This is a genomic window from Bradyrhizobium sp. F1.13.3 (assembly GCF_040548265.1).
In the GTDB taxonomy this organism is placed as follows: Bacteria; Pseudomonadota; Alphaproteobacteria; order Rhizobiales; family Xanthobacteraceae; genus Bradyrhizobium.
The window spans coordinates 1-14,007 of the sequence record NZ_JBEPRI010000042.1; the positions used below are offsets into that span (position 1 = coordinate 1).

14 protein-coding genes and 2 pseudogenes are annotated in these 14,007 nt (G+C 61.9%); 2 read left to right on the forward strand and 14 right to left on the reverse strand.

Annotated elements, in window-relative coordinates; genetic code table 11:
- Positions 1–14: 14 nt before the first annotated feature.
- Positions 15–293, reverse strand: coding sequence for a DNA -binding domain-containing protein (locus ABIB66_RS42735; RefSeq protein WP_354259928.1), 279 nt, complete (start codon positions 291–293; stop codon positions 15–17).
- Positions 294–399: 106 nt separating this feature from the next.
- Here ABIB66_RS42735 and ABIB66_RS42740 point away from each other — a divergent pair, with 106 nt between their 5' ends.
- Positions 400–681 (forward strand): helix-turn-helix domain-containing protein, encoded by a 282-nt coding sequence (locus ABIB66_RS42740; protein ID WP_275173027.1) that lies wholly within the window; start codon positions 400–402, stop codon positions 679–681.
- A 161-nt stretch (positions 682–842) separates the two neighbouring features.
- Here the strand turns inward: ABIB66_RS42740 and ABIB66_RS42745 are convergent, their stop codons facing one another.
- From ABIB66_RS42745 to ABIB66_RS42805, 13 genes and pseudogenes are all read right to left on the reverse strand, one after another.
- Positions 843–1,163 (reverse strand): DUF736 domain-containing protein, encoded by a 321-nt coding sequence (locus ABIB66_RS42745; protein ID WP_275173028.1) that lies wholly within the window; start codon positions 1,161–1,163, stop codon positions 843–845.
- Between the two features lie 855 nt (positions 1,164–2,018).
- Positions 2,019–2,198: a hypothetical protein gene (locus ABIB66_RS43825; protein ID WP_502918369.1), complete on the reverse strand. Its 180-nt coding sequence runs from the start codon at positions 2,196–2,198 to the stop codon at positions 2,019–2,021.
- 141 nt (positions 2,199–2,339) lie between these two features.
- Positions 2,340–3,263, reverse strand: a complete 924-nt coding sequence (locus ABIB66_RS42755) for a DUF2493 domain-containing protein (protein WP_354259931.1) — start codon at positions 3,261–3,263, stop codon at positions 2,340–2,342.
- A gap of 330 nt (positions 3,264–3,593) precedes the next feature.
- Positions 3,594–4,655 (reverse strand): DUF7146 domain-containing protein, encoded by a 1,062-nt coding sequence (locus ABIB66_RS42760; protein ID WP_354259933.1) that lies wholly within the window; start codon positions 4,653–4,655, stop codon positions 3,594–3,596.
- A pseudogene (locus ABIB66_RS42765) lies at positions 4,655–7,623 on the reverse strand (strawberry notch family protein); the annotation flags it as partial. The gene ABIB66_RS42760 and the pseudogene ABIB66_RS42765, both read right to left, overlap by 1 nt.
- 670 nt (positions 7,624–8,293) lie before the next feature.
- Positions 8,294–9,250, reverse strand: coding sequence for an ArdC family protein (locus ABIB66_RS42770; RefSeq protein ID WP_354259935.1), 957 nt, complete (start codon positions 9,248–9,250; stop codon positions 8,294–8,296).
- 493 nt (positions 9,251–9,743) lie between these two features.
- Positions 9,744–9,926 carry a hypothetical protein gene (locus tag ABIB66_RS42775; RefSeq protein ID WP_354211106.1) on the reverse strand — a complete coding sequence of 61 codons (183 nt, stop codon included), beginning with the start codon at positions 9,924–9,926 and terminating at the stop codon, positions 9,744–9,746.
- Between the two features lie 113 nt (positions 9,927–10,039).
- Positions 10,040–10,231, reverse strand: coding sequence for a hypothetical protein (locus ABIB66_RS42780; protein WP_354211107.1), 192 nt, complete (start codon positions 10,229–10,231; stop codon positions 10,040–10,042).
- A gap of 210 nt (positions 10,232–10,441) precedes the next feature.
- Complete coding sequence (locus tag ABIB66_RS42785; protein ID WP_354259944.1) at positions 10,442–10,837, reverse strand: hypothetical protein; 396 nt, start codon at positions 10,835–10,837, stop codon at positions 10,442–10,444.
- Between the two features lie 49 nt (positions 10,838–10,886).
- Positions 10,887–11,114, reverse strand: coding sequence for a hypothetical protein (locus tag ABIB66_RS42790; protein WP_354259947.1), 228 nt, complete (start codon positions 11,112–11,114; stop codon positions 10,887–10,889).
- Positions 11,115–11,262: 148 nt separating this feature from the next.
- Positions 11,263–11,652 (reverse strand): annotated as a pseudogene (locus tag ABIB66_RS42795) (ImmA/IrrE family metallo-endopeptidase); the annotation flags it as partial.
- Positions 11,640–12,074, reverse strand: a complete 435-nt coding sequence (locus ABIB66_RS42800; protein WP_354259938.1) for a hypothetical protein — start codon at positions 12,072–12,074, stop codon at positions 11,640–11,642. The gene ABIB66_RS42800 and the pseudogene ABIB66_RS42795, both read right to left, overlap by 13 nt.
- Positions 12,062–12,661 carry a hypothetical protein gene (locus ABIB66_RS42805; RefSeq protein WP_354259941.1) on the reverse strand — a complete coding sequence of 200 codons (600 nt, stop codon included), beginning with the start codon at positions 12,659–12,661 and terminating at the stop codon, positions 12,062–12,064. The genes ABIB66_RS42800 and ABIB66_RS42805 overlap by 13 nt, the downstream gene beginning before the upstream one ends.
- A 503-nt stretch (positions 12,662–13,164) precedes the next feature.
- Here ABIB66_RS42805 and ABIB66_RS42810 point away from each other — a divergent pair.
- Positions 13,165–13,599, forward strand: coding sequence for a nucleotidyltransferase family protein (locus tag ABIB66_RS42810; RefSeq protein WP_354259950.1), 435 nt, complete (start codon positions 13,165–13,167; stop codon positions 13,597–13,599).
- Positions 13,600–14,007: the final 408 nt, after the last annotated feature.

Consider the following 14,007-nt stretch of genomic DNA (forward strand, 5'->3'; position numbering starts at 1 on the left):
CATGACAGATTTTGCTATTTAGGCGCGCCGCCGCGAAGCAAGTCGCGGTAGCCGTGGTCTGCCATCCATTTTGCGCGGGCCAGATGACTATCAAATGCATTGCGGGCGCGCGCCGCTTCGCGAACCGGGTCGATATGCAATACGATCCGGGTTACCTCTTTCCAATCCGCGCCATCGGCTTCGGCGTCAAGAAGTCGCCAATACGTCACCAGATGCTGCTCGTCATAGGTCGTCAGCACCGGCTGATCCGGCGCGACATCCGCGACATCGGGATCTAACGGTGGCTTTGTCATATAGGCTTATGCGCGCACTTCGCTGATCTGCATTGTAGCCAAACTTAGCGGAATAGTTTGGTTATAGCCAGTGGTTTGATGGTCTGCCTAATGGCTGTTTGGGCGCATGAAAGCTCGTGCGCTCGTGGCCTGGAATGTGCGCCGGATCCGCGTGGATCGCGGCATTCCGCAAGAGCAACTGGCGTACGATGCTGGGATTGACCGCTCATATATGAGCGGCCTTGAGCGGCAATCTGAGAATCCGACAATTGATCTTCTCGACAGACTCGCCGAGACGCTGGGCGTTCATTTATCTGAATTCTTTATTCAGCCACCCAAGGGAGCGGCGACACCCCGGACATTACCTAAAGGCCGTCGGTCAGCGCGTCTACGTTCCCAAAAACAATAGCTTGAGTGAGTTCAACCCATGTGGACAAGCGCCATGGAAGGGCGGGTCTTAAACAAGTGAAAATCAACTCGACCAAGCCGATGCAGCTGCAACTTTGGTCAATCGGCGTTGCTCCAAGAGTGAACCCCGCCCGAGGCTGTCGGGCGGGGCGATGACGACCCTCACTCTCCGTTCTTGCGGGGCCGCGACCAGAGCAACGTGTAGCCTTCGCCGCCTTCGTCATCGAACAGGTTCGCGTAGATCGGTGAGTTGAAGGAGGGATCGTCGAGCTTGAGCGAGAGATAGTCGCGGCCCTCCTCGGAGCGCTTCGACCAGGCTGCCCCGATCTCCGCGCGGCCCACGTAGATGCGGTGGCTGGGCGCGTTGTCGCTGGAGCGGTTGGTTTCGGCGACGATGCGGACCCCCTTGGTCTGAAGGCTCAGGGTGACGATCTCGCCGTGAAACTCGTTACCGACCTTCTTGAACGAACCGATATTAGCCATGTTACTTCTCCTATTTGTGTTTCGAGCCCGCGACCACCGCGGCCTCGATGGCGATCTGGAAGCCGAAGACGATCGGCGACGCACCCGCTCGCGGGCCGGAGCGCAGCGGAGGACGCCGTTGTGGCGACTTTCTTGTCTCGCGAGGAATGGGCGAAGCCCAGGGGAAGAAAGTCGCATCAACGGCGTTGCGGCTCAGACGATCGAGGCGCAGCCGGTCTTCGGCTAGATCAAGCCATCAAAGAGGCCACGTGGTCCGCGTGCTGAACCGCAAGCTTAAGGAGAAGATTGGCAAATCTCGGTTGTGCTGAACAAGAGGTTGGTACCGTTCGGCGCAGAAAGAGAAACAATCTGCTGCAAAGGGCGGTATCGTCCCGGAAGGAATGACGGAGCGCGGCGTGCCGCTCCACCGCAGTCATGTGGGCCAGACAGAGATTGGTAGGACTTGTTTAAAGCCCTCTGAGGAGAAGTGCGGTTACCTCTCCTCAAGCTCGACTACCTCCTTCAACGTGCCGCCCTGTGCGACCTTGCTCGACCGGTGATGGCGACGACGCGTCATTGCTCATGCATGGCGGCTGTAAGAACCGGGTCGAGGCATATTCTCCACCACCCGGCCCGACTCCAACGGGCGGAGGCCCGCAAACAAGGTCAAGCGCGTCCATGCCGTGCCGCCAATGCAAACCGCACCTCCGCAAGCGAAGGCCTCGCGCCAAGTCAGCGAAGGCACCCCGATCTGCGACAGGGTAAACACCACATTATAGCCAGCGATTCCCGCAGGGACGGCGAATGCGGTTGCGATCGCGACGCGGAAGGTCAAGGACCGACTCACGGCGACGGCGACCTGACCAGCGGCAAGCGTCAGCGTGCCAGAAGCAATTCCGATAGCGGTGCGCCGAAGACGCCCGCGCCATCACGAAACGCCAACATCCCGACACCGAGTGCGACGAAAAACGGCAACGCATACACAGCGAGCGCGAAGATCGCCCAGCAGAACAAGCCGATGCCGAGTGTGTTGAGAACAAGCCCAAGGGCGAGCATGGTGGTGGCTCCATGTGCATAGATCTAGCAGTCGCGCCTTCCACCACCACCACGGCGTAGTTTCGGAGGTAAAATCGAAACGAGGCGGAGTTGCGGCGTGCAACTCCGGCTTGGTTGTCTCAATATCGAGAACGACGGCGCTCATGCGCCGCCGAACTTCCAGACGGGGATGCCGAGCCGCTTCGCCTTGTCAGCGAGATTGTCCTGAATTCCCGTGCCCGGGAAATGCATAACGCCGATCGGCAGAAGCTCGAGCAGTGCATCGTTGCGCTTGAACGGCGCCGCCTTGGCGTGCTTCGTCCAATCGGGCTTGAAGGCGATCTGTGGCACCTTGCGATTGGTCGCCCATTTGGAGGCGATCAGTTCAGCACCTTTCGGGGAGCCGCCATGGAGGAGGACCATGTCGGGGTGCTTGGCATGAACCTTGTCGAGGCGATCCCAGATGAGGTGGTGGTCGTTGAAGTCGAGCCCACCGGTGAGTGCGATTTTCGGTCCTGCCGGCAACATGACCTCAGTCTCGGAACGACGCTTGGCGGCGATGAAGTCGCGGGAGTCGACCATTGCCGCGGTGAGCGTTCGGTGATTGACCAATGATCCTGATCGAGGACGCCAAGCTGAGCCGGTGTGGACCTCAAATCGCTCGATGGCCTGATCCCGGAACAGTTCCAGGCAATCACGGCGCTCGAGAAGCGTGATGCCCTCGGTCGTCAGGCGCTCGAGTTCGACCGATCGCACTTCCGAGCCGTTCTGCTCGCGCTGGCTCTTATGCTGTGCTTGTTCGTTGTGATCGAGCTGCCGTTCGATGCGATCGACTGCCCGGTGGAACAGGTTGACGGTCGACCAGAGCAGGTCGTCAAGGTCCGGCTCGAGTCGCGTGTCATTCAGGGTCGCAACGAGGGCGTCAAACATATCGACCACGGCGCCCGCGATCATCTTGCCCTCCGGAAGCGGTCTTGGATCGGGCTGGTCGTCGAAGGGATGATAGCCGAAGAGCTGTAATTCGGTGAGGACGTGGTCGGTCGGGGAAGAAGCGTGCGGCGGTTCGATGTCGTCATGGTTGGTCATTGGAAGAGGTCCTTTGCCGGATCGGCCGCGACCATCGCGGCCTTCGTGGCGATCCTCTGACGGCAGGCGGAACGGGCCAGAACCCGAAAGGGCCGAAGCGGTAGCGGAGGATGGCGGAGGCCGGCTATTTTGCTTCGCGATGCAAAGCGCGCTGGCCCAACGCATGATGTGTCTTCACATCGCGGGCGCGCGGCGGAAAATAGCCGGACGCAGCCATTGCCGGCCCGGGCCGCTTGCTGTCCGATCGCCCTCTAGAAGGCCGTGGTCGCGTCCTCTTCCGCAGGGGCCTCGCCTATGACCGGCCTAACAACGTCGATCGAAGCCCGGGAGCTATTCCGCGGCTAGCGTGGAGAAATGCAGGAAGCTCACGACATCCTCTGGTGCGAGCTGAAGCCGCAACGCTGCTCGGAGCGCCTCCAGCCCAAAGAGGTGCAGATCTTCGTTGAAGTCGCCCAGCCGGGGCGATAGCGGAATCGCTTCAATGCCGGCGTCTGCTGCGCGCTGGCTGAGAGTCGCCTGCACCGCATCGCCGGCTGCGTCGACATCGCGGGCGATGTACAGGCGGCGCAGGCTCGACGGGAGCATCATGGCTGAGAGGTGATTGGCCGAGAGTGCAGCGGCCATAGACATGCTCGGCAGCAGGCAGCGCAACGACAGCATGGTTTCGATACCCTCGCCGGCAGCGAGCACGTCGTCCACCAAGCCGAAGCGAACGGCCTTGCCGAGAAGGTCGCCCATGGCGCGTCGTGGGGTATCGATCGGAGCCTTGCCGAGACGGACACGGTCAAAGCCATCCGGGTCGAGCCAAGTCCGGTGCACGCCGGTGATCCGACCATCGAGATCCGTGACGCCGGCGATCATCGCCGGCCAGGTTTCGGTCGGCAAATGTTCATCCGGCCGATAATAGCAGCGTGGGTGGAAGCGCAGGCTGCCACCATGGTGGATGCGGGCTATTCCGCGACGCTGCAAGTACGTCTCGGCCACCGTCCCTTCAATCGGGCTGGACATCGCAAAGAGCCGACGAGACGCCTCTTGTGATCCGGTCGGCGCCGGCGAACGAACGGGTTTTGCGCTCAGTTGCTGCTCAGAACGAGGAAGCTTGAGAAAGCGCCTTGCCTCCTCGGCGACGTCACGAAAGTCTCGCAAGGCCAGACTTTCGCGAATGATGTCGAGGAGATCGCCATGTTCTCCGGTTGCGGCATCCGTCCACTTGCCCGCCGGCCCCTTCGGCGATTCCTGGAGCCGCACGAACAGTGAGCGGCCCGGGGTGTTGTGCACATCGCCGACCACCCAGTACCGCCCCGCCCGCTTGCCATTGGAGAGATAATGTCGGCACACCGCCTCCGCTTCGCGCGCTAGGCCGCCTGCCAGTTCGGAAGCATCGCGGGACATCAAGCCGCCTCCCGCTCACCGATGCGCGCAACCGGATAGGCGTCGAACACCTTCGACAAGATCTCGACGCCGCTCGCGTCCGTGGGCACGAACATGCGCAGCTTCCAGGAAATGATCTCGAAGAGGCCGTAAGCCCGCAAGCGATCGCGCATCGTGTCGTTGAAGCCCGAGCGTTCGATGCCGTGTGCGCCCATCATCCGGACACGGCGAAGCTGGAGCCCCTCCGCAAGCTCAAGAACGGTCCGCCCCTCCATGAGCGCGGCAAAGGCAGCTTCCGGCGTCAACGCCAGCGCGCCAGCCGCAAGGACATTCGCGACCCATGTAGCGGAGACCTTGCGGCCGACGATCCGCTCGCCCGCATCGGTCTGGAGCCGATAGACCGGAGTCGATTCGTTCGGCAGCCGCTTCCAGATCGAGAGCAGCAGGCCCGCCACGACATGGATCGTGCTGTCCGTGAGCTCGGGTACCTCGGTAAGCTCTGCCGCCCAGGCGACTGAAATGCGTTCATGATCAATTTCCACCCAACGGCTCTCTGCCATGGCGGTCAAGGCGACGCTGTGCTGCCCCATCGGCCGGATCAAGCGGACGCGCCGCTCGATCTCGCCATCGTCGAGCATCGCGCTCGCTGCCGGAACCTGCACGGCGGCCCGTCCCGAGCGCTCATTGATCAGCAGGACGGCACGAAAATCGGAAAGACGACCAAGAGCGTCATCCAGGCTCACAGGATGATTGCGCTGGCGCTGGGTGATCGTAAGAAGCCGGGTTTCGGCACCAGTGCCGGGATGAATGTAAATCGTACGCGGTTCCAGCCCGACGTCATAGCTGCCCGACGCGACCGCGCCTTTGATCCGAGCCGTCAGCAGCTGCTCGAAGACGATGAACAGGATTTTCTGAAGATCGATCGTGAGCGCCAGCAACCTGTTCAGGAAAGTCGTGATCGGCGGCAGGTCATCCCTGAGCCCATTAGCATCTGAGAGCTTCAGGCCGGTCGCATCCTCGAACCTCTCGAGCGAGCAGCCCGCGACCTTGCCTCGCGCGAGCAACGTATAGAGCTGACGCAACGCATCGCGGCCGTACTGGCTTTCGAGATTGTCCTCGGGCCGGAACAGGCCCTGTCCTCCGGTCTGGCGCTGGCCGCGCGTAATGGCTCCCAACGTGTCGAGCCGGTGGGCAATGGTGCTCAAGAAACGTTTTTCCGCCTTCACGTCAGTCGCGATGGGCCGAAACAGCGGCGGCTGCGCCTGGTTGGTCCGGTTGGTGCGGCCGAGCCCCTGGGTCGCGGCGTCCGCCTTCCAGCCGGGCTCGAGCAAATAGTGGACCCGCAGCCGGCGATTCCGGGCAGAGAGTTCCGCATGGTAGCTCCTCCCCGTCCCGCCCGCGTCGGAAAACACGAGGATGCGCTTGCCTTCGTCCATGAAGGCGGACGTCTCAGCGAGATTGGCCGAAGCTGCTCGGTTTTCGACCACCAGCCGCCCGCCCTTGCGAACGATGCGACGCGAGCGGCCGCTCACCTCGGCGACCATAGCGGTCCCGAAGCGCTGGACGACCTGGTCCAGAGCCCAGGCAAAGGCGGCAGCGAGGCGCGCTTCTCGATCAGCCGGTCGCGGCGAGCGACGGCCTCCCGGCTCTTGATCTGTTGGCCTTCGCGATAGACGGGCCCGGACCAGAGATTCCCCTCCTGGTCAGTGAAAGGCTCGTAGAGGTGGACCAGAAAGGAATGGGCGAGATAGTCGAGGACATACTCGCGTGGAGTAATGTCGACCTGGACGTCGCCCCAGTCCTCCGTCGAAATCTCGGCGAGCCGACGCTCCATCAATGTCTCGCCGGTCGAGACGATCTGGATGACGGCGGCATGGCCGGCGTCGAGATCGCGCTCGATCGAGCGGATCAGTGACGGCGTCTTCATTGAGGTCAGGAGGTGGCCAAAGAAGCGCTGCTTGGCGCTCTCGAAAGCCGATCACGCGGCCGATTTAGCCTGGCCGTTCAGCGTACCGCTCTCGCCCGTGATGTTTGCGGCCCGCATCGCGGCGTCGAGATTGTTATGGATGACGCTGAACGCGCCGGCGTAGGCGTCATAGATGTGAACCTGTTCGGGCGTGAGCTCGTGCTCAATGAGCTCGTAAGCGACGCCCTCGTAAGATAGAGACCTCGCCGCGTAGAGACCGAGCGCCTTGAGGTCACGAGCCAGCACCTCCATGGCCGCGACGTCGCCCTCCTCGATTGCCTCGACGAACTCGGCGCGGATGGCGAACGGAAAATCGTCGCCGCCCGACAGGCCCGGCCGCTGGGCGTAGGCGAGATTGTGGACCGGCGTGGCACCGGTTGCGGAAACGTAGACGACGCGGGCATGCGGCAACGCGTGCTGGAGCCTGAGCCCCGCACGCCCCTGCTGGGAGGCCGCCCCCGGACGATTGCAAGCAATCGCGTTGAGGTCACCGCGCTCACCCTTCTGGCCTGCCGCGTTCTGCATCGCGTGGCTCTCGTCGAACACGATCACTCCGTCGAAGTCGGAGCCCAGCCAATCGACGATCTGCCGCACGCGCGAAAGCTTCTCGCCGCGCTCATCGGTGCGCAGCGTAGCGTAGGTGGTAAATAGGACGCCTTCCGAAAGCCGGATCGGTGTGCCCCGCCGGAAACGTGACAGCGGCGTCACGACCAGCCGCTCCATGCCGGGCGCGGACCAGTCGCGCTGTGCGCCTTCGATCAGCTTGTCGGATTTGCTGATCCAGAGGGCGCGGCGGCGGCGCTTGAGCCAATTGTCGACAAGGATGCCTACGACCCGCCGTCCCTTCCCTGCACCGGTGCCGTCGCCCAAAAACCAGCCGCGGCGAAAACGCACGGCATTTTCTGCATCGTCACGCGCGGCCGCCACAACATCAAAGGTCGCATCCACCGTCCAGGAGCCCGCAAGAAATTCGGAGTGCGCCTCGCCCGCATAGACGACGCTCTCGAGCTGAGCGTCGGACAGCCAGCGCGCGATTTTCGCGAGCATCGGCAGCATCGCGGCCATTGACCCAGCCTTGGTCCGGATGGCCGGGCCAAACTCGCACAGGAACAGAACGGTTACCGCTTCGCAGACATCATAGGCGGTCTTCCAGTTCCAGACGCCAGTGGCGTCGGAAGCGCCGAACGCAGCTTCCATGGCGCTACGCAGGACGGCGGCATCGATGCGACGACCGTGCTCGAGATCAATCACGAGCTGTCGCGCGGCCCTGACGGCGGCGGAGGTGATAGTTGCAGCGGCACGCATCGAGAGCGGCACGGCGGCAGCACCGCCGGCGAGAGATTCGGTCATGACAGGATTTCTTTCGGAGAGCAGGAAGGGTCGAACCATCAGGCGCTCTCCTTAAGACCCGACGGCTCAAACCCTTCCCGGCCCGACTCTCCCTCTCAATCCTGCCCCATAAATGGGGACCGGCGCAGCACACCGGTCCCCAAGCAATTGCCGGACGGCCGGAGCCATCCCGCTCTACATGTCACTCGGCCCCGTCGAGCTGTTGCCGATCATCGTCGCCCGCGTTCTCCTGATCCTCGTCATCGGCGAGGAATTCGGGCAGCGGGCCCGCTTCACTCTCTTGCCCGTCGCGAAAACCGCCGCCCCCCTCTCACTCTCTTGTTCGAGGCAACAGGTGAGAAACTCACGCGGCCCCCTGCTCCGCTCTCTCGGTCGTCATATCGACAGTCACTTCCGGCAGGAAGCCCAGGAGATACTCCGCAACCTTGCTGGCCTGCGAAGCAGCTCGCACGATCGCGCGATTATCCTCTCGCAGCACCTCAAGCCAGGCGCCGATATAGTCTGCATGTCGTACCGTGGGCACGATACCGAGCGAGGCGCAACTGAACGCAGACGAGATTTCCGCGATGAGCTCCTCGAAGGCATACTTCGTGGTACCAAAGCTGCCCGACAAGTCGCGGTTGAGACGTGCCGGATGGCCGCTGGCATGGGCCAATTCATGCAGGGCCGTTCGATGCCAATTGATCGGTTCGAAATAGGCTTGGGGTGGGGGCACCTGCACATAGTCTTCCGTCGGCGCATAAAAGGCGCGGTTGCCGCCGATGCGGAAGTCGATCCCGGTCGCCTTGATCAGGTATTCGACGCGCGGCTCGATGAGGCCTGGCGGCGGAGGCGGCGCCGTTGTCGCGATCTCTGGAGGCAAGCCATCGCATTGATCACAGTTGAAGAGCGTGAACCGTTTGAGGAACGGAATGGCCTGCGCTTCCTCACCGTTCTCGCGCGCGCGGCGCTTTTCGTCGACGGGCACGAAGCGGTCGGCGTAGACGACGGTCGTGCCGCGCTCGCCCTTGCGGACGTGACCACCGAGTGATAGCGCTTGGCGGAAGGTAAGCCAGCTCTGTCCTGTAAATCCATGTTCGGTCGCGGCACCCCATAGAATTAAAATGTTTATGCCGCTGTATTGGCAGCCGGACGCCGCGCTCTTCGGCAAGGCCAAAGGCGACTTCGCCGCCGTGGTGCCCCAAGGCTGCACCCACGGCACTCGGCCAGCCTCCAGCTCGGCGATGATCTTGTTGGTGATGTCGTCATAAAGGCTTGCCCGGTCCTCACCGGTGCGCGCCCGAGGATAATATCTGGACATCGCGGGTCTCCGCGACGGGCGCCGCGAGCCTCTCTCGCAGCCTGTAACCCGTCACGGCAAAACCGCGCGACACTCTGACTCTCGCCTCTACCTGAGAGAATGCGAAATCTGCGCCGCCCTTCCATCGGATGTTCCTGGGAATTGCGTTGAGCTACCTGGGGCCGCACGCCCGACCAGGCGTGCGCCAGGGGCGCATCGCCTCAACGGAAAATGGCACCCGGAGAGCGTGAGCATAGCGACCCGAAGGGGCACGCGGGTCCGAGTGCAGCGACGAGACCGGTTCAATAGCGGCACCCGGGAACGGGGCAGTGATAGCGATCGCCGCAGGCGAGCCCCTTTCCCGAGTGCCCCCGGCGAGGAGCTCCGCATCCCTTGGCGCGAGGGATCGACGCCGCACGGCCGAGACGCAAAGCGGCTCGGTTCGAGAACCCGGTGCGGCGGCAGCCGCACGCGCGCAAGTGGAAGAACTCCGCTAAGGCTTGAGTGAGAGGATCTAGACTTCCTCGCGCGCATGCGTCTGCGCGTCATAGATCCTGATCTGAAGCATGGGAAAACGCTTCTTTAGTTCTTCCCCACCTGCCCTGGCGCCGTCTCTGGTTGCAAATTCGGCTTTGAGCCGGCCGTCCACTTCAAGTGCGTAACCAGAGGCCGGCAATTCACGGGTGGCAGCAACCATTTCATTCCCATTGTGCAGTGATGTGATTGAGAATGATGGGTAGCATGAGTCGCCCAAACCGCGCGAGATTCGATTGCCAAAGGCCGTGATTGGCTATCACATTTGTGGATTGATTAGATGGGGCTGGCCGCTTTCGCCCAAGGCCCGATGCCTTCCACGATGTCGTGATCGAGAAACGTCTTGTCACGTCTCTGCAGGGTCTTGTCCATCGCTCGCCTTAGTTCCGCTCGGTTGAGCCGCACATGTGCGAATTTAAGGGCAAAGAAGCCGTCACTGTTGGCTTGTCCTTGCAGATCATCGCGCATCCAGGTCCAGGCGCGCGCGGAGTTTGGGGCGGTCTACACCGATGATCCGGGCGGCCCACCTCGTTGCTTAGAGTGAGTCTCCCAGTGGGAGCACCCCCTCCGCGTCTTGTCTTGCGGAAGCCAAGTAGCCGTCCCTGTCATCTTCGAAGTGGACGCCTTCCCTGACGAGTTCCTTTGCCCAATGGTCGTATAGTCGTCATGAGCATCGCCCTAATCATGAGCGCGCCCCGGAAATTCGATGTCGTACGCGATCGTGCCCGCGACCTCGATCAAAACAAGCGTCCGAATATATTTCTTCTTTCGCTCGGACTCATCGAAATGACGAAAACCGCCCGGAGGGGCATCCTGCTCAAATTCCGTCTTGCCCACGGCGCCCTTGACGTCCGCCACGATCGACACCGAAATCGGAAGACGTTCAAGCAAGCAGCCCATAACCCCATGTCCCGCTTCGTGATAGGCCGTCTCTATCTTGTTTTCTTCCATTTCATCCGACGCGGTCGCGTTTCTGCCAGTTGGCCGGCGAGACCATTGTAACCTGCGACCATCCTTGAAAACAGCCGGCTCGCGAGCCTGAGCGGCTGTGTTTTGCTGCGCGTCCAGATCCACCAGCCTCCGCTTCCAATCGTTGTTGCGGCGTGGTGACTCAGGCCAAGATCTACGCGATCGCCTGCCGTGGCAGCGTGAGCACCGTGAGGATCTCGTCGTCCGGCAGAAGGAACGACTGCTCTTCTACCTCGTACCGATCGCATCCCTTGAAATCGAACCAGGCATCGGCCGGATTCTTTCGGGGGAAGTTTTGTTCGTCGGCGCCTCGGAGCAGCATGTCGGCGGCGAACGTCTGATCGTCCAGTGCCCTGACGGGCCGCCACCATTCCGCGATCATCGGTGACGTCTTGTACCAGACGCGATCCCGCCTGTTGTGGCAAACAATGACCATGGGGAAAATGGTTCAACGCGATCATCTTCACAAGCGTGGTCGTGAGACTGACGTCGAACTCATCGGCCAACTCCCTGGACGCCGCCAAAGTGAGGCGCCTCATCTTCCGAAGTCGCGGAAGAACCATAAAATTAGGAAGAATCAGATCGGAGGCGAAGTCGTCGGCACGCCGCTCCGGACTGAGCGCGTCATGCCTGAAATTGCAGACGTCGTTCTTGCCGCAGAAGAGAACCTTTCCGCGATCGTAGTGCCAATGCCCAAGCTCGTGTCCAAGGGAGAAGCGGCGACGCTGTCGCATGCTGAGGCTATTGACCGAGATGACGGCGCGCTTCTTCGATCCCAAGATCGTGGCTTCGCAGTTGTCGATCGGCCTGTAATTGACCACTGCGCCCTGCGTCCAGGCGATGGCATCGAGGTCGATATCCTTGGGCTCCGCGATCCCGAGCCCAACAAGCAGGCGCTCTGCCGAGGTCATTCTTCCCATTCTACCTTGTCCTCGTTTTCAAGCGCCTCGAGCTGCGCCAGATCCTTCAACAGGTTTTCCTCATCGCGCTCAGAAAGTTTGCCACCCTTGCGCGCGGCCATCGTTGACTCGGCGACCTCACCGGATCGCATCCCATCGAAACGGCGACGCGCTTTCGCAAGGTCGAAGCTCTTGACGTTGTCCTGCTCACGGTATGCCTTCGATTCATCCTGAGCCCGCTCGAAACGCATCCGAGCGGCACGCGCCTTCGCCTGCTCCAAAGCGCGGCCGGCGCGGGCCACCGCCTTCTCGAAATCGTCACCCGCTTCCTTGAAGTCTTCGCGCAGATCGGCTTCCGAGGCTTCCAGTATGCTGTCGTCGATGGCCCGGTCGAGCTTCGACAATTTCTCGCGGTCTGTTGGATCTCTGCTCATCGCCGCCATCCCTTCGGATACTCCCGACGGGCGATGCGCCGGATTTTCTTGATCACGTAGTCCAGGCGCGCCTGGTCGACGCCAAGGAAATCCCGCAGCGTCTCGCCCCTCATGTCATTCTCCCAGCCGAGTAGCACCATGCTCATCTCCTCGTCGGCGCTGTTCAGTGCCGCACAGACCTCCAATGCCCCCCGATCCTGTTCCGCCCGGATCGCCGCGTCCTCCGGGCTCGGTCCCGACGCTTTCAATTCGAACTTCGACTTGCGCCCGCCGGTCGTCACGTCCTCGATCGGAACCTGCTGCTGCAGATGATCGCGCCGGTGGCCGGCGATGTTCCGCATCGACTGGACCAGGAAGGCTATGAACCTGGTGATCCGCGGGCAGCGCTTCTCCTCGAAGAGCGCGGAACACATCGCCTCCTGCAATAGGTCGCCCTCGGCGAAGTCGGTCCCACCAAGGTAACGGCGTTCGACGGCGTCCAGACGAGCGAGGTCGAGCGGTGTCAGCCCGTCCAGCGCCGACGCCACCTTATCGTATGTGAGGTGCTCGGTCGCGGAGGCCGATACTTCGGGAGGCGGCACGCTGATGTCGTCCATAGCTTCACGCATCCTATGCCGGCCAAAAATCTCTTTCGGACAAAAAAATCGAGTCCGAACGCGCAGCTGGCCGGCATGCAGGTGTAGAGGCGACCGGTTTCGATGGGAACCGGGGGCAACCATTCGAACCGGTGATGCAACAATGAATTACATAACAGAACGGGCGCAGCTGCGCCAATCGCAGCTGGCGGACCTCATCGAGGAGGCCTGCCAGCATCTCGAGCCGTCGTCCTATCAGCGCGCGGTCGCGCAGCAGCGCTATGAAGGCGTCGGCGACTGGCTGTCCCAGTACGACGACCGCTGCTGCTGGCCGAAAACGCCATCCGGCTTCAGGGCTCCGTGGCGATCGGCTCGACGGTCAAGCCGATTGGCATCGCCGAGTGCGACGTCGATCTGGTGGCGCACGTGCCGGATATCGACACCGCCATCTCGCCCGCGATGCTTAAGGCGCGCATTGGGGACCGTCTTCGGGCGAACGGCCACTACGCCCCCTGCTGCTGGAGATGCCCCGCTGCTGGCGGCTCAACTATGCCGACGAATTCCACCTGGACATCACCCACAGCATCCCCAACCCCGGCTGTACGCTCGGTGGCGAACTCGTCCCCGACAAGACATTGAAGTCCTGGAAGGCATCCAATCCCATGGGGTACCGCGCGAAGTTCGAGCGTCGCGCCAAGCTGCGTGCCCGCATCCGCTCCGCCTTCGGATGGACCCTCGCCAGCACCATCGCGAAGGACTCGGTAGAGCCCTATCCCGAGCAAATGAAGCTGAAGGGCCTCTTGCGCCGGACCGTGCAGATCGCAAAGCGCCATCGTGATCTCGAATTTATCGACGACACCGACGGCCTGACGCCGCTGTCGATCATTGTCTGCGCTCCAACACGATCCCACCGAGCAAGTCGGCGTTGCCGCCGAGTTTGCGCTCTATGTCGCGGATGATGCGGCCGAGATAGGTCTTGAGTTTCTTCGAGGCCCGGTTGGCGCGCTTGAACTGTTTGGCGTGGGCGTAGCGCTGGTGCTTGGCCGATTTTGCAAGCTTCTGGGCAGTCAAAGCCAGAAAGCTTGCAATCTCAAAGCCAATGTGGCCCGGAAAATCGGTTCTTGATCAACCGCTTGGATGGTTCTTCACGAACGACTAACTAGTCGTCCGTGAACAAGGCTCTAAGCGATTGAGCAGGAGTCAGTTTTCCGGTTGCGGCAGCATTTGAGATTGCAGGGATTGGGGGCTTGAGGCCCCCAAACCTTGCAATTGTCGTTTGTGGATTCCCTTTCGCTGCGGACCATGATTCTGTGGTGCATCGGAGGGGCCGATGCGACCGAAGAAGCACAGGACGACGGGATCGAACG